The following is a 24234-nucleotide window of genomic DNA, read 5'->3' on the forward strand; positions in this document are numbered from 1 at the left end:
CTCACCAAACTGCTATACTAAAACTTGTGAGTAAGTGATAATCATTATCACTGATTTAATTAATCAATAAAGTTTTATTGAGCGCGGATGAGGGGCAGCTATGAAAAAAAGATATTTAATACCAGCATTAATCATACTGTCTGTTATTTCGCTGTTTGTCGGAGTAAGCAGTATCAGTATCACCGATCTGTTTGACTTCCAATCAGAAGAAACACAAATATTCCTGATCAGCCGACTGCCAAGGCTGGTTGCGATTTTGCTGGCAGGTGCGGGAATGAGTATGGCAGGACTCATCATGCAGCAGTTAAGCCGCAATAAGTTTGTGTCTCCTACGACGGCAGGTACATTAGATGCTACAAGGCTTGGGATTCTCGTTTCGATGCTGTTGTTCGCCAATGCATCGATGCTCGAGAAAATGACGGTAGCATTCGCTTTTGCACTTGCCGGAACGTTTCTTTTCATGAAAATTCTTGACCGCATCAAATTTAAAGATGCTATATTCATTCCGCTTGTCGGATTAATGTTCGGAAACATTCTTTCTTCGGTCACGACATTCTTCGCTTACCGCGCAGACGTTATCCAAAACATGTCGGCTTGGCTGCAAGGCGATTTCTCGATGATCATGAAAGGAAGCTACGAACTGCTCTACATCAGTGTTCCGGTCTTTGTCATCGCTTATTTTTATGCCAACCGCTTCACGGTTGCCGGGATGGGAGAAGACTTCTCCAAAAACCTGGGGATGAAATACCGGAGCGTTGTAAACCTTGGATTGGTACTGGTTGCACTGATTACCGCAACCGTCGTGTTGACGGTTGGCATGATTCCGTTCTTGGGGCTGATCATTCCGAACATCATTTCGATTTTCAAAGGTGACCATCTTCAAAAAACTTTGCCGCATACGGCGATGCTTGGAGCCATCTTCTTGCTGGTATGCGATATTTTAGGAAGAGTATTAATTTACCCGTATGAAATTTCCATCAGCTTAATGGTCGGTGTCATCGGAAGCTTTATTTTCCTCTTCTTATTGTTTAGGGGGAAAGCATATGCGTGATTTACATAAGATGCTCATACTGGTCGGCTTGGCTTTAGCGGCTTGTGGAGTATACCTCTTCCAGGATTTGAATGGGAGTTTCGATTACGCATTGCCGAGACGCGGCGTAAAAGTGTTTGCCATGGTGTTGACGGGAGTGGCCATCGCCTATGCGACGGTCGTCTTCCAAACCATCTCCCATAACCGAATTTTGACGCCGAGCATTATGGGGCTGGATTCGCTTTACATGATGCTTCAGACTTTGCTGATCTTCTTCCTTGGTTCAGACCACATTACCATCGTCAACAAGCAAGTGAATTTCTTGCTGTCGATTGCTGTCATGGTTGTCTTCGCCTTACTGTTTTATCAATTGCTGTTCAAAAAGAACGAACGGCCGATTTACTTTCTGTTGCTGGTCGGCATCATTTGCGGAACGTTTTTCGGAAGCATTTCCACGTTTCTGCAAGTGCTGATTGATCCCAATGAATTCTCGATCATCCAGGACCGGATGTTTGCCAGTTTCAATAATGTCAACGAAGATCTGGTATGGACTTCACTCGTCTTTATCACGCTGCTCATCGCTTTTGCCTGGAAGCAGAATTCATCCTTGGATGTTCTGACGCTGGGCCGCGATACAGCGATTAATCTTGGAGTAAACTACGACGCACTCGTAAAACAAATGCTGGTGCTGTCGGCTGTCTTGATTGCCATTGCCACGGCGCTCGTCGGACCGATTACCTTCTTCGGCCTGATTGTTGCAAACTTGTCCTATCAATTTTTCACCTCGTATAAACATTCGGTGTTATTGACAGGATCCATCGTCATCAGTGTAGTTGCCTTAGTCGGCGGCCAATGGGTAGTGGAGCGGATCTTCACTTTCAACACGACATTGAGCGTTATCATCAATTTCATCGGTGGAGTTTACTTCATCTATCTACTATTAAAGGAGAGTCGATCTAAATGATCCAAGTTCGTGAATTGACGAAGCTGTACGGAAAAAAGCAAGTGGTGGAAAATGTCTCGGTTGATATCCAGCGCGGCCAGATTACTTCTTTTATCGGGCCGAACGGCGCAGGTAAATCCACATTGCTTTCAATGGTTAGCCGGCTTTTGGATGCAGATACCGGGGAAGTGCTCATCGATTCAACCAACACCAAAAAGTTGAAATCGAATGACTTCTCGAAACGCGTTTCCATCCTAAAGCAGTCGAACTACATGAATGTGCGTTTGACAATTCGCGAACTGGTCTCTTTTGGACGCTTTCCTTATTCAAAGGGCCGTCTCAACGACGAAGATGAAAAGATGGTCGACCAATCAATCGACTATATGGATTTGAAGGAAATGGAGAACTCGTATTTGGATGAGTTATCAGGCGGGCAGCGCCAACGCGCGTTTATCGCGATGGTCATTGCCCAGGACACCGACTATATTTTGTTGGATGAACCGCTGAATAACCTGGACATGAAACACTCCGTTCAAATCATGAAGATTTTGCGCCGCTTGGTGGATGAACTTGGCAAGACAGTCGTCATCGTCCTTCACGACATCAACTTCGCTTCTGTGTATTCCGACCGGATCGTGGCATTGAAAAATGGCCGGGTAGTGAAAGACGGAACAACGGAAGAAATCATTCAAAGTGCAGCATTAAAAGAAATCTACGACATGGATATTCCGATTCAGCAGATGGATAATTGCCGGATTTGCGTGTATTTCAATTCTTAAGAAAAGCGCAAGCGCCTGTTTAGCCCTGACAAGCGCTGGAGAGCTTGGCTGTCGTGGCGGTTTTTGCCATGATGGACAAGATCGAAGCGACTCGAGGGGCTAGGCGCTGGAGTCTGGACAATAAATAAAGAGCTGAAGATCTATACTTTCTTGAAAACTTAAAAAGAGGAGCTAAAATAAAATGAAAAAGTGGTTATTGATCGCATTTACATTAATGATGGTAACAGTGCTGGCAGCTTGCGGCGCTAAAGAAGAAGCAACAGATGCAAATGCTGCAAAAGCAGACGGGAAAGAAACAGAAACAATCACGGTGAAACACGAACTTGGCGAAACAACTTTTGACAAGAACCCGAAAAAAGTAGTCGTTTTTGACTTCGGTATTCTTGATTCAATGGATCAATTAGGGCTTGAAGAATCTGTTGCAGGTGTTCCGCAAGCAAGCATTCCTGCTTACCTTGAAAAATACGCAGACACTGAAAAATACGAAAACGTTGGTACGTTGAAAGAAGCGGATTTTGAAGCAATCAATGCAATGGAGCCGGACTTGATCATCATCTCTGGACGCCAGGCAGACATGTACCCGGAGTTCGAAAAAATTGCTCCAACAGTCCACTTGGCTGTAGATACGACAAAATACATGGAATCATTTGAAGCGAACATGAACACACTTGGAGACATCTTCGGCAAAGAAGACCAAGTGAAAGAAGAATTGGCTGCAGTTGAAAAGCAGATCGAAGACTTGAAAAAAAGTGTTACTGATGAAAAAGCATTGATCGTTCTTGCAAATGAAGGCAAAGTGAGCGCTTATGGAGCTGCATCACGTTTCGGGCTTATCCATGACGTGTTCGGCGTTAAACAAGCGGATGAAGGAATTGAAGCTTCGACTCACGGCCAAAGCATTTCTTTCGAATACATCCTGGAAACAAATCCGGACATGATGTTCGTAATTGACCGCAATGCGGCAGTAGGAAATGAAGCAACGGCAAAAGACTCTCTTGAAAACGAATTGGTGCAAAAAACAAACGCTTATAAAAACGACAACATCATCTACTTGGATCCAGATTTCTGGTACCTATCAGGCGGCGGATTCCAATCTGTAAGCCAGATGGTTAAAGACATCCAGGCTGCGTTTAAATAAACCTATCAGTCATAGGATTTCTCCTGCCCCCGCTTTAATAAAAAGCGGGGGTTTTCTTTCGGCTTTATTAAAAAGCTGAAACAACCAACCGGGAAATGAGGCATGCCGTCACCAATTTGCCTTTTTTGAGCGATAATCAAAAAGATTACATAGAAATACAAAGGGTATACAATCTTTGTATAAGTATTATATAACTGAATCTGCTATACTGATGACATACTTAAGAAACAGGAAGTGATGGAATGTTTTTAGCGTGGAACGAAATTCAAAAAAATAAGCTTCGCTTCGTTTTGATTATCGGCGTCCTTATGCTGGTTGCGTATCTCGTATTTTTCTTGTCGGGACTTGCCAATGGCTTAGCCAGTTTAAACCGTGAAGCGGTAGACAAGTGGGAAGCATCGGCAGTGGTGCTGACCGAAGAATCGGATAAAAGTTTAGTGGCGTCTTCTTTGACGATTGACGAAGCGGAAGCCGTGGAAGCTGATGAAACGGCGGTTCTTGGCCAGATCAATGCCATTGCACGGAACGATGACCAAAAAGCCAATGTTTCCATTTTTGGCATCCGGGAAGACGAATTCATCATGCCTGAAGTAACAGAAGGCAAAGCGTTTGCCGGAGAAAATGAAGTCATTGCCAGTGATACGTTGAAAGAAGACGGTTTTGCTCTTGGCGACGTAGTGGAATTGTCTTCGACCGAAGAAAAGCTGGAGATTGTCGGGTTCACAGAAGACGCCCGCTTTAATGCGGCGCCCGTGCTTTACGGTGACTTGGCGACTTTTCAGCGGGTGAAGTTCGGGGAAGCAGCCGAAGCGAACGGAGACCAAATCAACGGTTTGGTTTTGCGGACAGATGATGTTTCTGCAGCAACGGATAAAGATGAACTTGAAGCCATTGAAGTGGAGACCTTCATCGAAAACTTGCCAGGCTATACAGCGCAAAGTTTAACACTGAACTTCATGATTTATTTCTTGTTTGTCATTTCGTCGGTTATCGTGGCGATTTTCTTGTACGTATTGACCGTCCAAAAAATCAGCATGTTCGGCGTCATGAAAGCACAAGGCGTACCGAGCGGCTATCTGGCGCGTTCCGTGATTGCCCAGACATTTATTCTGGCTTTGATCGGGGTGGCGGTCGGATTGGCATTGACGCTGATAACCGGCCTGTTCTTGCCGGCCGCTGTTCCAGTAGCCTTTGATATTCCGACCATGCTGATATATGGTGCAGTTCTGGTAGTAGTAGCAATTGCCGGCGCTGTATTCTCTGTATTGACGATTGTAAAAATAGATCCGCTAAAAGCGATTGGAGGGTAAACGATGACAGTATTGGAATTTAACCAAGTGAACAAAACATTCGGCAGCGGCCATAAAAAAGTGGATGCTTTGAAATCAACCGACTTTCATGCTGAACAAGGAGAAATGATTGCGGTGATCGGGCCTTCCGGTTCCGGAAAAAGTACGTTCCTGACAATCGCCGGCGGTCTATTGTCGCCTTCAAACGGGGAAGTCATCATCAACAATGAAAACATCACCGCCTTGAACGAAAAAGAGCGTTCCAAAATCCGGTTGAAAGAAATCGGTTTTATCCTGCAAGCTTCCAACTTGGTGCCATTTTTGACGGTGGACAAACAAATGAAGCTGCTGGATAAAGTGAAGAAAAACAATATGAACAAAGAAGAAGTCGAACAACTCTACAAAGATCTGGGCATCGGCGACTTGCGCAATAAATATCCATCGGACCTATCAGGCGGGGAGCGGCAGCGCGTGGCGATTGCCAAAGCGCTTTACAGCAATCCGTCGATCGTCTTGGCCGACGAACCGACGGCTTCACTCGACTCCGACCGGGCTTATGAAGTGATGGGCCTGCTGAAAGAAGAAACGAAAAATAAAAAGACGACCACCATTGTGGTAACGCACGACACCCGGCTTATCGACTACTGCGACAAAGTCTATAAAATGGTCGATGGTGTTTTGGAACAGCAAAAATGAGCGCCGCATATTACATTAAACCCTCCTTCTTGGAGGGTTTTTTTGAATGCGCTCAGTAAAGGTTAAAATACGCTCCGTTATGTCGGGGATACGCTCAACAAAGGTTAAAATACGCTTTTGCAAGAAAAAAAGCAGGTAAGCCATTGTTTATTTCAAAGTCCAAACCGGGCACTTTTGAATGGATGGAAAATTTAGACTATAATAGAAGGAAGAGCTCGTGGAAAGAAGGTGAGGCTATGAAGCGTCTCTTGTATTTGTTGGGGATAATTGCGCTGATCGGTTTTATTGGAATTGGGTTTACTTTCGCTGACGGGGCATTTGGAGAAGTCGACCGGCAAGCCGCTGATTTGCTGGCGGGAATCGGTTTCTTGGACGTTCTGTCCGTTCTGGCGGATGAAGCGGTTGTGTTTATTGTTGGGATCGCCATGATCGTTTACTTGTGGCTGCGCCGGAAGGATTACCGGGGCATGCTGTTTGTCTTTTTGACCGTCGGAGCGGGGCGGGCATTGAATCAGGGATTGAAAGAAGTGTATCACCGGGAACGGCCTGATTTTTCGCATGGTTTGGACAGCTACGGTTTTCCGTCCTGGCATGCCATGGGGGCGGTTTTGTATCTTTTGACGGCCGCTTATTTTTTAGTGGGGTCGCTTGGGTCGCGGACAGCCCAAGGGCTCGTTTGGCTCGCAGCTGCAGGGTTGGCGATTGCCATTGGCTTGTCGCGGGTGGCTGGCGGCGAGCAGTACTTTTCGGATGTCTTAGCTGGCTGGTGTGCGGGCTTTGCGCTGTTTGCCGCTGTAGCATTTTGGTACGAAATGAGAGAGCGCTCCTTTAAAAGGGCGCACACACAGTGAAAAGCAGGAACCGGATAAACGGTTCCTGCTTTTATTTATGCACATCATGGTTTTTGCGGAGCGGGATGTTCCCCGAGCTGGTTCAGGCGCTCGGCAAAAGAACTGGCTGTTGGCGGCGCACCGCTCAGCACATCCTGCATGGCGTAAGCTTGGGAACCGTGTTCGGAGAAATCCAAGCCGCTTTCTTCATCCTCAACTGTCACACGAAGCGGAACAAGAGCATTGACGATTGCCAGCACAATGGTCGCCGATACGGTCGTCCAAGCGATGACGGCTAAAATGCCGACCGTTTGGATGCCGAGGATTTCGGCGCCGCCCCCGTAGAGCAGGCCGCCTGTTGTGTCAAAGAAACCGAGTGCCAGTGTTCCCCAAATGCCTGCAATGCCGTGGACGGCGATGGCGCCGACCGGATCATCCACCCGGATTTTGGCATCCAGCAAACGGACGCCTTCTGTCATAATGACTCCAGCAAGGAGGCCGATGATGATCGCCCCGACAAACGATACATTGGCCGCGCCGGCTGTAATCCCGACAAGACCGGCAAGTGCGCCGTTCATCGTCAACGAAGGGTCAATGCGGCCGTAGCGCAGGCGTGTATACAAAGCGGTAGACAAAACGGCTGCTGAAGCTGACAGCAAGGTATTCAAGATGACAGGCGGCACGAGTTCCGGATCCGCTGCCAATGTGCTGCCTCCGTTGAACCCGAACCAGCCGACCCAAAGGATGAAAACGCCTAAAGCACCGAGCGGCAAATTATGGCCGGGAATCGAATTGACGATTTTCCCGCTGTATTTGCCGATGCGGGGACCCAGTTTCCAAGCGGTAATGAAGGCAGCCGTTGCGCCGGTCAAATGGACCACGGTCGAACCGGCGAAGTCGATAAAGCCGATCTGCGACAGCCAGCCGCCGCCCCATACCCAATGCCCCACGACTGGATAGATTACTGCAGTCATTCCTATAGTGAGCAGAATATAAGCCCCTAATCTCATGCGTTCAGCGACTGCACCGGAAATAATCGTGGCGCAGGTTGCCGCAAATACTGCCTGGAAAACGAAGAAGCCGATATCTTCCCGGCCTGCCAGTAGAAATCCATCTGTTCCGATCATCCCGAAACCCGAAGTGCCAAACATAAGTGCAAATCCGACAAAGAAATAAAGGATTGAACCGAGGGCGACGGTGATTAAGTTTTTCATGAGGATATTAAGGGTATTTTTAGAACGGGTGAACCCGGTTTCAAGCATCGCAAATCCGGCGTGCATAAAAAATACAAGAATCGTGCCGAGCATTACCCACATCATATCAACTGAACTTTGAACTGCTTCCATGTAAATTCCTCCTTATCCGACGGCGATGCTGCCGCGTTCTTTTGTTCTGATCCGAATGGCTTCTTCAACTGGCAGGATGAAAATTTTGCCGTCCCCGACTTCGCCGGTGGAGGCGTATTCCAACAAGGCATCCACAATGGCTTCCACTTTCGAGTCGTCTACGACCATTTCGAGTTTCAGCTTTGGCGAAAACTCCATCGTATAGGCGTTGCCCCGGAACAAGCCGACGCGGCCTTCCTGTTTTCCAATTCCGGCGATTTCGGTGACACTCAGCCCATCAATGCCTTCAAGCGCCAGAGCTTGGCGGACATTGGCAAAAACAGAGGGACGGATGATTGTCTCAATCTTTTTCATTGTTTTTCCTCCTTCGAAGTGGTTCTAACAAAAGTAATGTTAGGTTTTCTAACATAATAAACAATAAATTCTGACAATGCAATAGTTTTTTAAAATTAATGTGAGAAAACCTTACATTAAAAGTCGATAAAATAAATCAGAGGTGAAACCATGTACAAAATAGCAGATGACTTGGTCCAATTAGGAATAGACCGAATCAAAGAATTTCCGGTGGAAGGCTTTGTAAGAGGGAGCGGACCGCTTCATCCGGCGTTGATGCTGGTGGGGGAAGCGCCAGGAGAAAATGAAGTGGAAACCGGCATTCCGTTTACGGGACGAGCTGGAAAGGAGCTGATGGCTTCATTGGAAAGCGTCGGCTTAGCCAGGGAAGATGTGTATATCACGAGTGCTGTGCGGAGCCGTCCGTATAAATGGGGAACCAAAAAAGAACGCAATGGAACAACGACCGAACGGAAATACAACCGGGCGCCGACCAAAAAAGAAATTATCGCCCATGCACCGATCTTGGATACGGAAATCCGGGATATCCATCCGCCGCTGATTGTCACGTTGGGCAATATCGGGCTGCAGCGATTGGTGGGGCCGAAAGCGAAAGTGACACAGCTGCACGGCGTTCTGATGGAAACACCAATTCTAATGTGGGACGAGGACAAGCAGTCCTTTACTGAAACGGAAGAAGTGTATCATATCTTTCCGACCTTCCATCCAGCCAGCGTTTTTTACAACCCGCCGGTGCGGGAACTGAAAGACGACGATTGGCGGAAGCTGGGGGAATTGTTAAGGATTAAGGAATAGCGGCAGCTGGTGTTAAGCATTCTGCCGGTCTCCAAATGTCTGCGAATAACAATTAGGAAATTAGAGAATAATAGAATATCTTCCTTGATTGATAAAAGTTGCGTTAAGGAAACTTTTAACGTACAATAACCCTATTCAAAAGAATGGAAGGAAGTCGGGGTTATGGACAGTACCGTATTATTTGCTCTTGGATTGACGCTATTTGCCGGATTAGCAACGGGCATCGGTAGCTTGATTGCCTTTTTTGCATCCCGCACTAATACTAAATTTCTTTCAATTTCGCTCGGGTTCTCAGCCGGTGTCATGATTTATGTCTCGATGATTGAGATCTTTGTAAAAGCGAAAGATGCTTTAACCAGTGCCCACGGGGAATCGCTTGGGTATTGGCTGACGCTCGCTGGCTTTTTCGGCGGGATGATTTTTATGGCCGTATTGGACCGGATTTTGCCTGAAGTGGGAAATCCGCATGAAGTGAAGACCGTCGAAGATATGGATGAAGGGCCGACCAACGCAGAATATGCTCATCTCCGGAAGCTGGGGATCTTTACAGCACTTGCAATCGGCATCCATAACTTTCCGGAAGGCATTGCCACGTTCATGTCGGCAATCCAGGATCCGGCTTTGGGGATTGCCATCGCCATAGCCGTTGCTATTCATAACATTCCGGAAGGGATTGCAGTGTCGGTTCCGATCTACTATGCAACCGGCAGCCGAAAAAAAGCTTTTCAGTACAGTTTTTTATCCGGTGTTTCAGAACCGGTCGGGGCCATTGCCGCTTGGTTGATCTTAATGCCTTTTCTTAGCGACACGTTGTTCGGCATCATTTTTGCCGGAGTAGCCGGCATTATGGTTTTCATTTCTCTTGATGAACTATTGCCTGCTGCCAAAAGATACGATGAAGCCCATTTGTCCATATATGGATTGGTGGCAGGGATGGCTGTCATGGCGGTCAGCCTGGTATTGATTGTATAAAATGAAACTTTACGCCTCCTCGTCTCGTATGAATGAGACAAGGAGGCGTTTTCTATGGACATAAAGCAACTGGAAGAGACGTTTAAAGAAGTATCTAAAACGCTTGGATGGTCGGTGGATAAGCGGATTGCCCTGGCAGTGACGACCTTTTATCTGACACAGGACTCAGGATTTCGAAAAAAAGAGCACGAAGAAGCCTCAGAGGCCATCAAGAAAAATGAAGGCTGGGCTTCTCCGTTACGGTATTATATGTTCCATATTGCTTCGGCCTTTCTCGCGCTTCAGGGAGATCCGGAAAACGGCTTGAAAAAATTGAATGCCAAGCAGCTCGAACTGAACGAAGCAGGATTCCGCAAATCGCCATACACCTATCTGGCTGCGCTGTTGATGGAAGATACGGGGGAAGCGGACCGTGCAAAAGAGTTGTACGATCAAATGAAGCAGCACCACAAATTCCTCACTTCCAATGAAGATGTGCCCTACGCGGTGCTCTTAGGCAGGCGGGAAGGGGCGGCTGAAGAACGGGCCGCCACGATGAATGCCTATTACCGGGAACTCCGCGAACATGGCTTTAGCATCGGCAACGATTTGCAATGGCTGTCACAGCTTATGACGTTCAATTCACCGGTGTACGATCCGGAAATGGTCGGACGGGTTTTGGCGACCCGTGAATTTCTGCAGAACGAAAAAATAAAAATACGGCCGCCCCAGTATCCGATTTTGGGACTGCTGGCAGCGGCAAAAGCGAGCGGCCGCACACTCGCGCAGATTGTCGAACATACACGGCAGCTGGAAAACAGCAAATTGTTTAAATGGTATAAAGATGTCGCTTTTTCAACCGCTGTTCAGTTTGACATGAAAGACATCATCGAAACCCGGGAAGTTTCTGATATAACCTTTTCAACGTCGTTAGAGATGCTGATGCAGGCCCAGCAGGCGGCTATGATGGCAAGTATCAATGCGGCTGTTATTTCTTCTTCCGCCAATAATGGCTCTAATTAACAACAATTGTTTGAAAAATTCAACTTTTCCCGACTGTCTTGTCACCCCTATAGCGAAAGAGTATAGTATGGTGTAAAGACATCATATTACATGTGTAAAGACAGGGAGAGTTGGTATGGCTACAATAACAGAGAAAAACACGGTTACGCTTTCAAGAAACAAATTGCTGGGAGTGGCAGGATTGGGTTGGCTTTTTGATGCAATGGATGTAGGGATCCTATCCTTTGTCATTGCCGCCTTGCAAGTGGACTGGAATTTAAATGCTTCGCAAATGGGCTGGATTGGCAGTGTCAATTCAATCGGCATGGCTGTCGGCGCCTTTGTCTTCGGGATTTATGCGGACCGGGTCGGACGCAAGAAAATCTTTATCATCACGCTATTGCTGTTTTCATTGGCAAGCGGCATTTCCGCATTAACGACATCGCTTGCTGCATTCATGCTTCTGCGATTTTTCGTTGGCATGGGGCTTGGCGGTGAGCTGCCGGTTGCTTCGACGCTGGTTTCCGAAAGCGTGCCGGCGAATGAACGCGGCCGTGTAGTCGTATTGCTGGAAAGTTTTTGGGCCGGCGGCTGGCTGATTGCTGCGCTTATTTCATACTTTGTGATTCCGTCGTTCGGCTGGCGCGTCGCTTTGCTGCTGACTGCCTTGCCGGCATTGTATGCGCTGTATCTGCGCATCAAACTGCCGGATTCCCCGCAGTTCTCGGCCAAAAAAGATGTACTGCGGTCCATTTCAACCAATATAAAAGACGTCTGGTCCAAAAAATACCGCCGTCCGACATTGATGCTTTGGATTGTCTGGTTTACAGTCGTCTTTTCGTATTACGGCATGTTCCTTTGGCTGCCGAGCGTCATGGTGTTAAAAGGGTTTACAATGATTCAAAGTTTTGGCTATGTCCTGATTATGACGCTGGCCCAGTTGCCGGGGTACTTCTCCGCCGCTTGGCTGATTGAAAGAGCAGGGCGCAAATTTGTTCTTGTTACGTACTTGATGGGGACGGCTGCCAGTGCGCTTGTTTTCGGAAATGCCGACGCCATCGCTGTGCTGATTACAGCGGGAGCTTTCCTGTCTTTCTTTAACTTGGGCGCATGGGGCGCGCTTTATGCGTATTCGCCAGAGCAATATCCGACGGTCATCCGCGGCACCGGTACCGGGATGGCTGCTTCGTTTGGCCGGATCGGCGGCATCTTAGGGCCGTTACTGGTCGGGTTCATGCTGACGGCTGGGTACGGTATTGGCTGGATCTTTGGGATTTTCTGCGTATCGATCATTCTTGGAGCGCTGGCTGTGGCGTTTCTTGGAACGGAAACAAAACAAATGGAACTTGAATAGGAAAATGCAAAGAGCCCATCCGTTTTGAACGGATGGGCTCTTTTTAGATTTTGTCATGTTATCAGCCGAAATAAATTTCAGAAAAAAGTTTATTTAGCAGGAGTTTTTTCCACCTTTAGCCAATATCTAATAGTCAGAGATCAAGACGGAAAAGAGTGAGTCGACATGGATTGGATGGTTTACACAAATCCCGCTGCCTATGCAGATAAAGTGGAAAAGCTGTTATATAAAAATGAAGACATATATAGTTTGTTTCTAGGGATACTGAATCAGATAAAAGATGGGCGCTACGAAGAATACTTTCTGGCAACGATGGAAAACGACGGGGAAGTGGCAGCGGCCTGTTTGATGACACCGCCGCATCCATTTCAGCTGGTTGTCTTTCGAGAAGTTCCGGCAATTGAAAGAGAAATAGCGCATCGATTATTGGCTGCAGGCATCGTAGTGGACGCAGTCGTCGGCGACCAGGCCGTGGCCCAGGGGTTTGTGGATGCGTGGATCCAACGCGTTGGCGGGGAAATACGGATCCTTATGCACCAAGGGCTTTACCGCGCGGATGCTGTAAATACCCGGCTGGAAAAAAGTCCGGGAACCTGGCGAGTGGCCAATAAAAAAGATGCGCCGTTGCTGGAAGAATGGATTCTGCTTTTTGAACAGGAGACAGGCATTGCCATGTCGACCCCTGCGGAAGCGGCGCGGAAAATCGATTCATTTATCGAGCTGAAAGAAGTCTATGTATGGGAAGTGGACAATGAAGTCGTGGCCTGCATGAAAAAATCCCGGCCATCCAAAAATGGCATCACGGTATCCTTTGTCTTTACGCCAACGAAACACCGTCGCAAAGGCTATGCCCGCACACTTGTTGCAGAAGTGACCGAAGAACTGCTCGGTGAATACGATTTCGTCATGCTTTACACAGACTTGCAGAACCCGACCTCCAATAAAATCTATAAAGAAATTGGCTTTGAACAAATAGCGACGCCGGTCCATTTGAAAATTGAGGACGATCTGTCAGAATAATATGTTATAGTAGAGGCAATAAACTGAAGGGATGATGGGGGGCCGATGGATAACTAATCCTATTTCTATGCAACCGAAGATTTTGGTGTGAAAGAGATTGGATTCGTCTGCCCATTTTTAACAAAACAAACAGCCTGTGAAAAACAGGCTATTTGGGTATGCGAATTCTTCCGAATACAATTCGGAGGGATTTTTTTATTTCTCCGGTTAGGGGGAATGGCTATGGCCATCAGAGGGAAAGTAAACAACTTGACAATCGGTTTTGAGGGCCGGATTGTCTTAAAAGAAGCGCAAGCAGATATTCCAAAAGGGGCACGAATTGCGGTCATTGGCGCAAATGGCAGCGGAAAGTCATCCTTGCTGGAGGCGATTGCAAAAGGTGCTCCGGGGATCCAGTGGATGGGGCCACGGCCGTCTGTCGCTTATATGGAACAGGAAGTGAAGCAGGTGGATGCTAAAAGCGGAAGTGCCGGCAGCCGAAAGCTTGAAAAGAAATGGCATGTGCCGGAAGTCCGCAGCCGCTTAAGCGGGGGAGAAGCGATGAAGATACGCCTGGCGCGGGCACTTTCTGAAAATGCAGAAGTTCTGCTGCTTGATGAGCCGACCAATCACTTGGATGCGGAAAGCATCGAAGCCGCCGTCAAACAACTGGCGGCATATGCCGGTACACTGCTGATCGTCTCGCATGACCGGCATTTTATTGATCAAGTCGCGACTCATGTCTGGGAAATTGAAGACAAAAAACTAACGGTTTATAAAGGGAATTACAGCGTCTATAGAGAAGAAAAAGAACACCGGAAACTGACGCAGCAAAGAAAGTACAATCAGCAGCAGGCGAAAATTGCCCGTGTGGAACAGCAGCTTTCGGAACTGCAGTCCTGGTCGGGAAAAGCCCATGCGGAATCGACGAAACAAGATGGCTTTAAAGAATTCTACCGCTCCAAAGCAAAGCGTATGGACGTCCAAGTGCGCAGCAAGCGGAAACGGCTGGAAGCTGAACTGGAAAAGGGTGGGGTGGAGCGGCCGAAAGAAGACGTAAGCGTCAAGTTTGAAATCGGCGGTGCCGATAAAAAAGGGAAGCGCGTCATGGAATTGAAGGAAGTCAGCAAGGCTTTTGGAGACCGCCTCCTTTTTGAAAATGCGTCTTTTACCGTGCAGCACGGCGAACGCATTGGGCTGGTCGGCAAAAACGGCAGCGGCAAATCCACTTTCTTCAGTATGCTCCGAAAAGAAACCGATTATTCAGGGGAGATTTGGATGACTGCCGGCATGAAAATCGGCTACTTGAGCCAGAATGTTTTTGACTTGCCGGAAGAAAAAACGCCGGCGGAGTTATTTGGAACAGGAAGCTACGAGGCGGACGGCAGAATCCGGACCTTGATGGACAACCTGGGATTCGAAAAACACCATTGGACCGAACCGATTCGCCACTTGAGCATGGGGGAGCGGGTTAAATTGAAATTAATGGAATTTATGCTGTCGGAATGCAATGTGCTGTTATTGGATGAACCGACCAACCATCTTGATTTGCCTTCCCGCGAACATTTGGAGAAAACTTTGGAAAGCTTTCCAGGGGCTTTGCTGGTGGCCACCCATGACCGCTTTTTCATGGAAAAACTGGCGGATAAATTGCTGGTATTTGAGGAAGGCAAGCTGTTCAAGTACGAAAACAGCTTTTCGGAATGGAACAATAAATCCAACGGAGATGTTCAAGTGGACCTGTTGCAGCTGGAGACAGAACGCCAAGCTGTTCTGGGCAAACTGAGTTTGATGCAGCCAAAAGATAAAGAGTATGGAGCATTGGATCGCCGTTTCAATGAATTGACCGCAGCCATTAAAGTTATTTCGTCCGCTTCTGGAAAGGAAGCAGGAAAAAAGAGTAAATAATCCCCGTTCCGGGTAAATTAAAAAGTAGGTCGAAAGAGAGAGAAAGGAGTGGGTGCTGTGATTCAATTTGATAAGGTCACCAAACGGTTTCCTGATGGAACGGAAGCATTAAAAGAAGTGTCTCTTACATTGCCTTCGCATCAATTAACAGCGATTATTGGACCAAGCGGCTGCGGGAAAACCACACTTATGAAAATGATTAATAAACTTGAAAAACCGACCGAAGGCACTGTCCTGATTGATGAAAAGCCGATCATGGGACTGGATGAGATTGAACTGCGGCGGTCTATCGGCTACGTTATCCAGCGCATTGGCTTGCTTCCCCATATGACCATTGCTGATAATGTTTCCTTGGTGCCCAAAATGCTGGGGTGGGAAAAAGGAAGGATCGATGCACGGGTGCGTGAGTTGCTGCAATTGACCGGCCTTGATCCAGATACGTTCCTCCACCGCTACCCTCTTGAATTGAGCGGCGGCCAGCAGCAGCGTGTCGGTGTGGTGCGGGCGCTCGCAGGGGACCCGAACATCGTCTTGATGGATGAGCCGTTTTCTGCACTAGATCCGATCAGCCGGGAACAGTTGCAGGATGAGCTGCAGAACTTGCAGAAGAACATCCGCAAAACCATTGTCTTTGTCACCCACGATATGGATGAGGCATTGAAAATTGCCGATTCCATCATTGTGATGCGCGGCGGGCAGGTGGAGCAAATTGGAACGCCGCAGCAATTGGTTGCGGAACCGGCGAACGACTTTGTGCGCAATTTTATCGGCGCCGAGCGCATTAGCCGGCAGCGGACATTCGGCGAAAGAAAGCTGAAGGAATTTGTTTCGCTGTTCGAAAAGGATTGGCGGGGAGAAGCCCAAAAAATCTCGGTCGATGCAACCGTCACTGAAGCGGTGGAACAATTATCCGCAAGCGGACTCCCGCGTCTGGCGCTAATGGAAGATGAGCATGTGATTGCTTATGCCAGCGACCGTGATTTACTGCGGGCGGCCCTTCATAAGGAAGAAGGTGCAGCCAGTTGAGCCAGATCATTGATACATTTATCAGCCGCCAGGAAATGATCCAGTCGGCTTTTCTCGAACATATTTATTTGTCTTTTGTGGCAGTCGCCATCGGCATTGCTATCGCTTTGCCGACAGGGATACTGATTGCGCGCTACCGGCGCTATGCGGAACCGATCATCGGAGTGACCGCTATTTTTCAGACCATTCCCAGCTTGGCGTTGTTCGGTTTTTTAGTGCCGATTCTAGGCATCGGGTCACCGACGGCATTGGTGGCGCTGATCATTTATGCGCTGCTGCCGATTCTCCGCAATACGTATACCGGCATTACCGGCGTTGACGGCTCTGTAATCGAAGCAGGGCGGGGCATGGGCATGACGCGGACGCAAATACTGCGCCAAATTGAATTGCCGCTGGCGCTGCCGTTTATCATGGCCGGCATCCGCACCGCAACCGTGCTGACGGTCGGCATCGCTACCCTGGCCACGTTTGTCGGAGCGGGAGGGCTTGGCGACATCATTTACCGCGGCCTTCAATCTTATAATAATGCTTTGGTGCTGGCCGGCGCATTGCCGGTTGCCTTATTGGCCATTGGATTCGACTTGGTGCTAAAACAAATTGAGAAGCGCATGACGCCGAAAGGCTTAAAAATTTAAGGGGGAATATCCGTGAAAAAAACAGCAATGGTCATTTTATTGGCAGCGTCTGCCGGATTGGCTGGCTGCGGAAGCGGCGGCGAAGGGACAGATCCAATCGTGATCGGCGGCAAGCCGTGGACGGAGCAGTACATATTGCCACATATTCTGGGTCAGTATATTGAAGCGAATTCGGAGTATGCGGTAGAGTATGAAGACGGACTTGGCGAAGTGTCCATTTTGACGCCGGCTCTTGAAAAAGGCGATATCGATATGTATGTGGAATATACCGGCACTGGATTAAAAGACGTGTTGAAAGAAGAATCCCAGCCGGGCCAGTCTTCGGAAGAAGTGCTTGAACGTGTGCGAAAAGGCTATGAAGAAACGCTAAATGCGACATGGCTGGAGCCGCTCGGATTTGAAAACGGCTATACACTGGCCTTTTCAAAAGACAGCGGCTATGATGCCAAAACGTACTCGGACTTAGCGGAAATCTCCAAAACAGAAGATATGTCGTTTGGCGCTCCGCATCCATTTTATGAACGGAAAGGCGATGGCTATGACGATATGATCGCCACATACCCATTTAAGTTTTCTGCAACTGAAAGTTTTGATCCCGCCATCATGTACGAAGCGGTGAAAAACGGCGAAGTGGATGTGATTCCGGCATTCACGACGGACAGCCGGATCGGACTGTTTGATTTGGAGACCACGGAAGACGATTTGTCGTTCTTCCCGAAATACGACGCAGCACCCGTCGTCCGCTTGGAAACGCTTGAAGAATACCCGGAACTGGAAGAAGTGCTGAAAGGATTGGCCGGCCAAATCACGGAAGAGGAAATGCTCGCAATGAACGCCCGTGTCGATGTGGATAAAGAAGAAGCAAGCGAAGTGGCCCGCGAATTCCTGGTTGAACAAGGTTTGATAGAAGAATAAACAAAAGAATCCTGCAGAGCCATCTGCAGGATTTTCTTATGGTATTTGCATGGGAATTCTTGTACAATTGCTTTAATGAGTGAATAGTCATTCAATTCTTTAAATTGAAAGCGGTTGCATTATAATAGAAGGAAAATTAAAAGGGGTGTAAGAAATGAGAGAAGTAGTCATTGTAGAAGGAGTCCGTTCGGCAATTGGAAGACGGAAAGGAATGTATGCCAATACCCGGCCGGATGAACTGGCAGCGCTTGTATTGGAGGAATTGGTGAACCGGGCAGGCGTCGATAAAGGTGCGGTGGAAGACATTATTTTGGGCTGCGTTTCCCAAGTGGCCGAACAAGGCGGCAATGTCGCCCGGACGGCGGCGTTGATTGCCGGGTTCCCGGATTATGTGCCCGGCGTGACGATTGACCGCCAGTGCGGATCAAGCCAGCAAGCGGTCCATTTCGGAGCCCAAGCCATTTTGGCTGGCGACATGGATATTGTCATTGCCGGCGGAGTAGAAAGCATGACGCGCGTGCCAATGTTCTCCAATATGCAGGGCGCTAAACCGAGCACGAAATTGACGGAGCAGTACGAAATCATCAACCAGGGCTTATCAGCTGAACGCATTGCCGAGAAGTGGAATTTCAGCCGTGAGCAGCTGGATGCTTTTTCGGTCCAGAGCCATGAACGGGCTCAACAAGCTATCCAAAACGGCCATTACGAACGCGAAATTGTGCCAGTTGAAGTGGAAAGTGCGGATGGAGAAAAACAGCTGGTTTCCGTAGATGAAGGCCCCCGTCCCGGCACCACAGAAGAAGTGCTTGGCGGCTTGAAAACGGTCTTTGATGAAAACGGCGTCATCACGGCGGGAAATGCCAGCCAGATGAGCGACGGAGCTTCAGCAGTCTTGTTGATGTCGCGTGAAAAAGCGGACGAACTGGGCTTGAAGCCGAAAGCGCGCATTGTGGCGCGTGCAGTGGTCGGTTCAGATCCGACTTTGATGCTGACGGGGCCGATTGCGGCAACCCGCAAAGTGTTGGAAAAAGCGGGCCTCCAAATTGGGGACATGGACCGCTACGAAGTCAACGAAGCGTTTGCGCCTGTGCCGCTTGCCTGGCTGAACGATATCGGGGCAGATCCTGAAAAATTGAATGTCAACGGTGGAGCGATTGCTTTGGGGCATCCGCTCGGAGCAACCGGCACGAAACTTTTGGTATCGCTTCTCCATGAACTGGAACGCATCGAAGGGCGCTACGGTTTGCTTGCGATTTGCGAAGGCATGGGCATGGCGAACGCCACAATCATTGAACGGTTATAAGGAAAAAGGAGGCTGGGCATGAACTTAGCAGAATTGAAAGCAATTATAACAGGCGGGGCTTCGGGGCTTGGTGAAGCGACGGTTCGCCGGATAGCCGAAAATGGAGGGAAAGTAGCCATTTTTGATTTGAACAAAGAACGCGCCGGTTCGCTTATTGATGAACTTGGTGAAGAGAGCGTCTGTTATTTTGAAACCGATGTGACCAATGCGGAACAAGTGGCGCACAATGTAGCGAATGTGGTTGAGAAATGGGGCGGGCTTACCGGAGTCATTAATTGCGCCGGCATCGGCACTCCGGGCAAAGTCGTATCAAAAGGCGAACCGATAGCGCTTGATCAGTTTGAAAAAGTCATCCGGGTCAACTTGATTGGCACCTTCAACGTCATTCGGGTAGCGGCGGCAGCCATGCAGAAAAACGAACCGAATGCAGAAGGGGAACGGGGCATCATCATTTCAACCGCTTCGGTTGCTGCTTTTGAAGGACAGATTGGGCAAGCTGCCTATAGCGCTTCAAAAGGCGGTGTGGTATCGATGACCTTGCCGATTGCCCGTGAATTGGCACGGGACGGCATCCGTGTCATGACTATTGCGCCAGGCCTGATGCAAACACCGATGTTCGATGGCTTGCCGGAAGCGGCCGTGAAGTCGCTGTCGGCGTCTGTGCCGTTTCCAGCCCGTCTTGGGCATCCGGCTGAATATGCGCAATTGGTCCAAAGCATTGTTGAAAATCCGATGTTGAACGGCGAAGTGATCCGGCTTGACGGAGCAATCCGTATGCAGCCGAAGTAAGGGGGAATAGGGAGATGGGAAAATACCGTTTTGAAGAAGAAGAGCATGAGCTGTTCCGGAAATCGCTAAGAAAGTTCCTGGAAAAAGAAGCCGTGCCGCAATATGACCAATGGGAAAAAGACCACATCATTCCGAAATCGTTTTGGAAACGCATGGGCGACATGGGGTTTTTATGTCCGCAAGTGGACGAAGAGTACGGCGGGCTGGGACTGGATTTTCGCTATGCGGTCATCATCGGCGAAGAGATGGAACGCGTCGGCACCAGCTTGACCGGGGTTGGCCTGCATAACGACATCACGGTCCCTTATATTGAAGCTTACGGAACGGATGAACAAAAACGGCGCTGGCTGCCGGGCTGCGTGACAGGAGAATATATCACGGCAATTGCCATGACGGAACCGGGAGCGGGGTCGGATTTGGCAAATATTTCAACGACCGCAGTGCGGGACGGAGACAACTACATCGTCAACGGGCAAAAAACCTTTATTACCAATGGCATCAACAGCACCCACGTAGTGGTAGTTGTCAAGACAGATCCGAAGGCGGAGCCGAAACACCGCGGCATCTCGCTTTTGATGATTGAAGAAGGCATGCCCGGGTTCACCAAAGGGCGGAAACTCGATAAAGTCGGCCTTCACGCACAGGATACATCGGAATTGTATTTTGAAGACTGTGTTGTACCGGCTGCAAATCTGATCGGCGATGAAAACAAAGGCTTTACATATTTGATGGAAAAATTGCAGCAGGAACGCCTGGTCGTGGCGGTTGCTGCACAAACTGCTTCAGAAGACATGTTGGAAACAACACTCGATTACGTGAAATCGAGAAAAGCGTTTGGCAAACCGATTGGGTCGTTCCAGAATTCCCAGTTTAAACTGGTCGAAATGGCGACTGAAATCGAACTGGGGCATTCGTTTTTAGAATCGCTGATTGAAGACCATATGGCGGGCAAAGACATTGTCTCGAAAGTGTCCATGGCGAAATACTGGCTGACGGATACGGCGAAAAAAATAGCCGGCGAATGCATGCAGCTGCACGGCGGCTACGGTTATATGGAAGAATACAAAATTGCGCGGCGCTACCGCGACACGCCGGTTGCGGCCATCTATGCCGGATCCAATGAAATTATGAAAACCATTATTGCCAAACGGATGGGCTTGTAAATGGATAAGGCGTTAATGGGGATCCGTGTGCTGGATGTCACCTATTACTTGCCGGGGCCTTATGCCGGGATGCGCCTGGCGGAAATGGGCGCGGAAGTGATCAAAATCGAGCCGCCGGCGGGTGATCCGGCGCGTTATATGAGCGGCGGCTACGTGCACGAAGCGAACAATAAAGGGAAAACGATCGTCCATCTGGATTTGAAAACAGCAGAAGGCCATGAGCAAATGCTGGAATTGGCCAAGACAGCGGATGCGTTGATTGAAACGTTCCGGCCGGGCGTTATGAAAAAGCTGGGATTGGATTATGAAAGCTTAAAAGCAGTCAAGCCGGACTTGGTGTATTGTTCACTGTCTGGCTACGGGCAAAAAGGTCCGCTTGCTGAACTTGGCAGCCACGACTTGAATTATTTGGCCCTGTCCGGCGCATTGGACCAAATGGCCGACAGCAATGGCCGTCCAGTGCACCCCGCGAACACATTTGCAGACTATACCGGGGGCTTGTTGGCATCCGAAAAAATCATTGCTGCATTGCTTCGGAAATTCCGTACCGGCGAAGGGGCTTATTTGGACATTGCGCTGGCTGAAATACTGGGTGAATTCCAGGGCAACCACGATATCTATCATCAAAGCGGTGCTTCGGATTGCGGCATTCCCGAGATTTCAGGAAACCGCATCAGCTATGCGATTTACGAGACGAAAGACGGGCGGTTCGTCACATTAGGGGCGCTTGAAGAAAAATTCTGGCATAACTTCTGCGAATTTGCGGAAAAGCCGAATTGGCAAAAATGGAGTGCAAAAACCGTCGGCAGTAAAGAACATGCAGAAGTCGCTGATTTTTTCAAAACAAAAGACTGGCAGGAATGGTACGAGGTCTCTATGAACGTTGATTGTTGCTTGGCGCCCGTCCTGAAAGCGCATGAACGCCATGAGCATCCTCAGTTTGCCGCGCGCCGGCAGACAGTGAATTTCTGCTGAACCAAATTACGTCAATCCCAAATCGCTAAGAAAAAGGAGCCTGATGTCCAATGATGAATGCACCGCTGCTATTATCTTCTTTTGTGAAACGAGCCGAGCAATATTTCCCTGATAAGCTGATTATTTCGCGGACAGGTGAGCAGATCCACCGCATCCCGTATAAAGATTTTGCGAAGCGGACACGCCAGCTGGCAAGTGCACTGGAAAAACTCGGAATGGACCGCGGAACGAAAATCGGCAGTTTCGCTTGGAACCATCATCGCCACCTGGAATTGTATTTCGGGGTGCCAGGCTCCGGTGCGATTTTGCATATGATCAACATCCGCCTTTCTCCTGAACACATCATTTATGTCATCAACCACGCGGAAGATGAAATTCTGCTGGTAGACCATGATTTGTTTCCGTTGATTGAAAAAATCGCGCCGCAGCTAAAAACCGTCAAGCATTTCGTCGTCATGAAAGACGGAATGGATCTTCCGGAAACGGCCCTGGAAAACGTTCATTCCTATGAAGAATTGCTCAGCGCAGAAGATGGCAGCTATGTATTTCCGGAAGATTTGGATGAGAACACGCCGGCCGGCATGTGCTATACATCAGCGACAACCGGCAATCCGAAAGGCGTCGTGTATTCGCATCGCGGACTTGTGCTCCATAGCTTCGCACTGGGGATGAACGACTCGATGGGGCTATCCGAGCGTGACGTAGCCATGTCCATCGTTCCGATGTTCCATGCCAACGCATGGGGGCTGCCGTTTGCGGCGGTGCTGTTCGGTACGACTCAAGTGCTGCCAGGGCCGGGATTTGCGCCTGGCATGCTATTGGATTTGATTGAACAGGAAGGGGTAACGCTGACTGCCGGAGTTCCGACCATCTGGCTGGGCGTTTTAAAAGAACTGGAAGCCCATCCGCGTAATTTGGAATCGCTGCGGATGATCATCTGTGGAGGGTCGGCTTCGCCAAAAGGCTTGATCCGGGCGTTTGAGGAAAAATACAAGGTGCCATTTGTGACAGGCTACGGCATGACGGAAACGTCGCCGCTTGTAAGCCTGGCGGTCACGACTTCGGCGATGGCTGATCTGTCGATGGATGAGCGCATCGAGCGCCGTGCGATGGCCGGGCTGCCGATGCCTGGGCTTGAAGTGCGCATTGTCAATGAACAAGGCGAAGCGCCGTGGGACGGCAAAACAATGGGTGAGCTGAATGTCAAAGGCCCGTGGATTGCGGATGAATATTATAAAGATGAACGCACGAATGACGCGTTCCGGGACGGTTGGCTTTATACGGGAGATATTGCAGTCATTGAACCGGATGGCTACATCAAATTGACGGACCGCACAAAAGATTTGATCAAGAGCGGCGGCGAATGGATTTCTTCTGTCGATCTGGAAAATGCCCTTATGACGCATGAAGCCGTATTTGAAGCAGCAGTAGTGGCGATTCCGCATGAGAAATGGCTGGAGCGCCCGCTTGCCTGCGTCGTGTTGAAAGAAGGCTACGAAGAAAATGAACAGACAAAAGCGGAACTGCTCGCTTACCTCGAAAGCCAATTTGCCAAGTGGTGGGTGCCGGATGATATCGTATTCTTAAAAGAAGTGCCGAAAACATCGGTCGGCAAGTTCCTGAAAGCCGCGTTGCGAAAAGAACTGGATCATCACTACCAAGAGCAGAGAAGCTTCGATTGAGCGGTAAAAGAAAAATGTGCAGATTGGCTGTTGGTGTATTTTTGTAAATGCTGCAGTCAATAACACTTGACAGAATATACAAAACAATTGTAATATGAGTGTCAACTTGTTGGACGAGCGGCAAGTTCATTTGAGAGAAGAGCCCAGAGAAGAGATCAGAATAGAAGAGTGTGCAAATCGAGGATTGAGACGAGTAGGCAAGTGGATCCATTTTAGAGAGTCAGCGGCTGGTGGGAGCTGATTGGATTGCTTGCGCGAATGGACTTAGGAGAGCTGGCCTGAAAGCGGAAGCGAGTAAGGGAGACGTAGGCCCTGCGTTAAAGGGAAAGGCG

23 protein-coding genes and 1 other annotated feature (1 of these 24 running past the window's edge) are annotated in these 24234 nt (G+C 48.8%); of the genes, 21 read left to right on the plus strand and 2 right to left on the minus strand.

Features of this window, described 5'->3' with window-relative positions; genetic code table 11:
- The first annotated feature begins 100 nt into the window (after window positions 1–100).
- From BLQ32_RS04545 to BLQ32_RS04575, 7 genes are all read left to right on the plus strand, one after another.
- Window positions 101–1051, plus strand: coding sequence for an ABC transporter permease (locus BLQ32_RS04545; protein WP_074509288.1), 951 nt, complete (start codon window positions 101–103; stop codon window positions 1049–1051).
- A complete protein-coding gene (locus BLQ32_RS04550) occupies window positions 1044–1994 on the plus strand; it encodes an iron chelate uptake ABC transporter family permease subunit (RefSeq protein WP_036807648.1) in 951 nt (316 codons plus the stop codon). Before BLQ32_RS04545 ends, BLQ32_RS04550 begins: the two co-directional genes overlap by 8 nt.
- Complete coding sequence (locus BLQ32_RS04555; RefSeq protein WP_036807645.1) at window positions 1991–2752, plus strand: iron ABC transporter ATP-binding protein; 762 nt, start codon at window positions 1991–1993, stop codon at window positions 2750–2752. The genes BLQ32_RS04550 and BLQ32_RS04555 overlap by 4 nt, the downstream gene beginning before the upstream one ends.
- Window positions 2753–2933: 181 nt before the next feature.
- Window positions 2934–3890, plus strand: a complete 957-nt coding sequence (locus BLQ32_RS04560) for a siderophore ABC transporter substrate-binding protein (RefSeq protein WP_074509289.1) — start codon at window positions 2934–2936, stop codon at window positions 3888–3890.
- Window positions 3891–4132: 242 nt separating this feature from the next.
- The gene (locus BLQ32_RS04565) at window positions 4133–5200 is read left to right on the plus strand and encodes an ABC transporter permease (protein ID WP_074509290.1); all 1068 of its coding nucleotides are present in this window, start codon (window positions 4133–4135) and stop codon (window positions 5198–5200) included.
- A gap of 3 nt (window positions 5201–5203) precedes the next feature.
- A complete protein-coding gene (locus tag BLQ32_RS04570) occupies window positions 5204–5875 on the plus strand; it encodes an ABC transporter ATP-binding protein (RefSeq protein WP_074509291.1) in 672 nt (223 codons plus the stop codon).
- A gap of 236 nt (window positions 5876–6111) precedes the next feature.
- Window positions 6112–6726, plus strand: coding sequence for a phosphatase PAP2 family protein (locus BLQ32_RS04575; protein WP_074509292.1), 615 nt, complete (start codon window positions 6112–6114; stop codon window positions 6724–6726).
- Window positions 6727–6770: 44 nt separating this feature from the next.
- On the opposite strand, the gene BLQ32_RS04580 is transcribed toward BLQ32_RS04575, so the two are convergent.
- Window positions 6771–8051 carry an ammonium transporter gene (locus BLQ32_RS04580; protein ID WP_074509293.1) on the minus strand — a complete coding sequence of 427 codons (1281 nt, stop codon included), beginning with the start codon at window positions 8049–8051 and terminating at the stop codon, window positions 6771–6773.
- 12 nt (window positions 8052–8063) lie between these two features.
- Entirely contained in the window at window positions 8064–8405 is a 342-nt protein-coding gene (locus BLQ32_RS04585) for a P-II family nitrogen regulator (protein WP_074509294.1), read from the minus strand.
- 150 nt (window positions 8406–8555) lie between these two features.
- On the opposite strand from BLQ32_RS04585, the gene BLQ32_RS04590 reads away from it, so the two are divergent.
- The 14 genes from BLQ32_RS04590 to BLQ32_RS04655 all read left to right on the plus strand — a co-directional run bounded on the left by BLQ32_RS04590 (window position 8556) and on the right by BLQ32_RS04655 (window position 23902).
- Window positions 8556–9200: a uracil-DNA glycosylase gene (locus BLQ32_RS04590; protein ID WP_074509295.1), complete on the plus strand. Its 645-nt coding sequence runs from the start codon at window positions 8556–8558 to the stop codon at window positions 9198–9200.
- Between the two features lie 162 nt (window positions 9201–9362).
- The gene (zupT, locus tag BLQ32_RS04595; protein WP_036807614.1) at window positions 9363–10172 is read left to right on the plus strand and encodes a zinc transporter ZupT; all 810 of its coding nucleotides are present in this window, start codon (window positions 9363–9365) and stop codon (window positions 10170–10172) included.
- A gap of 54 nt (window positions 10173–10226) precedes the next feature.
- Window positions 10227–11174, plus strand: a complete 948-nt coding sequence (locus BLQ32_RS04600) for a DUF4003 family protein (protein WP_074509296.1) — start codon at window positions 10227–10229, stop codon at window positions 11172–11174.
- Between the two features lie 115 nt (window positions 11175–11289).
- On the plus strand, window positions 11290–12507 hold the full coding sequence (locus BLQ32_RS04605; protein ID WP_074509297.1) for an MFS transporter: 1218 nt from the start codon (window positions 11290–11292) through the stop codon (window positions 12505–12507).
- A 165-nt stretch (window positions 12508–12672) separates the two neighbouring features.
- Complete coding sequence (locus tag BLQ32_RS04610) at window positions 12673–13527, plus strand: GNAT family N-acetyltransferase (protein WP_074509298.1); 855 nt, start codon at window positions 12673–12675, stop codon at window positions 13525–13527.
- A gap of 222 nt (window positions 13528–13749) precedes the next feature.
- The gene (gene abc-f / locus BLQ32_RS04615; RefSeq protein WP_074509299.1) at window positions 13750–15414 is read left to right on the plus strand and encodes a ribosomal protection-like ABC-F family protein; all 1665 of its coding nucleotides are present in this window, start codon (window positions 13750–13752) and stop codon (window positions 15412–15414) included.
- 57 nt (window positions 15415–15471) lie between these two features.
- Entirely contained in the window at window positions 15472–16440 is a 969-nt protein-coding gene (locus BLQ32_RS04620) for an ABC transporter ATP-binding protein (protein WP_074509300.1), read from the plus strand.
- Window positions 16441–16475: 35 nt separating this feature from the next.
- On the plus strand, window positions 16476–17075 hold the full coding sequence (locus BLQ32_RS04625) for an ABC transporter permease (protein ID WP_051413819.1): 600 nt from the start codon (window positions 16476–16478) through the stop codon (window positions 17073–17075).
- A 12-nt stretch (window positions 17076–17087) separates the two neighbouring features.
- On the plus strand, window positions 17088–17990 hold the full coding sequence (locus tag BLQ32_RS04630) for a glycine betaine ABC transporter substrate-binding protein (protein WP_074509301.1): 903 nt from the start codon (window positions 17088–17090) through the stop codon (window positions 17988–17990).
- Between the two features lie 154 nt (window positions 17991–18144).
- Window positions 18145–19293, plus strand: a complete 1149-nt coding sequence (locus BLQ32_RS04635; RefSeq protein ID WP_074509302.1) for a thiolase family protein — start codon at window positions 18145–18147, stop codon at window positions 19291–19293.
- Between the two features lie 18 nt (window positions 19294–19311).
- Window positions 19312–20082 (plus strand): 3-hydroxyacyl-CoA dehydrogenase, encoded by a 771-nt coding sequence (locus tag BLQ32_RS04640; RefSeq protein ID WP_074509303.1) that lies wholly within the window; start codon window positions 19312–19314, stop codon window positions 20080–20082.
- A 14-nt stretch (window positions 20083–20096) separates the two neighbouring features.
- Window positions 20097–21245 (plus strand): acyl-CoA dehydrogenase family protein, encoded by a 1149-nt coding sequence (locus BLQ32_RS04645; protein WP_074509304.1) that lies wholly within the window; start codon window positions 20097–20099, stop codon window positions 21243–21245.
- Window positions 21246–22220, plus strand: coding sequence for a CaiB/BaiF CoA transferase family protein (locus tag BLQ32_RS04650; protein ID WP_074509305.1), 975 nt, complete (start codon window positions 21246–21248; stop codon window positions 22218–22220). It begins immediately after the preceding gene.
- 50 nt (window positions 22221–22270) lie between these two features.
- The gene (locus BLQ32_RS04655; RefSeq protein WP_036807571.1) at window positions 22271–23902 is read left to right on the plus strand and encodes a long-chain fatty acid--CoA ligase; all 1632 of its coding nucleotides are present in this window, start codon (window positions 22271–22273) and stop codon (window positions 23900–23902) included.
- A gap of 171 nt (window positions 23903–24073) precedes the next feature.
- Window positions 24074–24234, plus strand: a binding site (T-box leader); it runs 72 nt beyond the window's last position.

The organism is Planococcus glaciei, from assembly GCF_900099655.1.
Lineage (GTDB): Bacteria > Bacillota > Bacilli > Bacillales_A > Planococcaceae > Planococcus > Planococcus glaciei.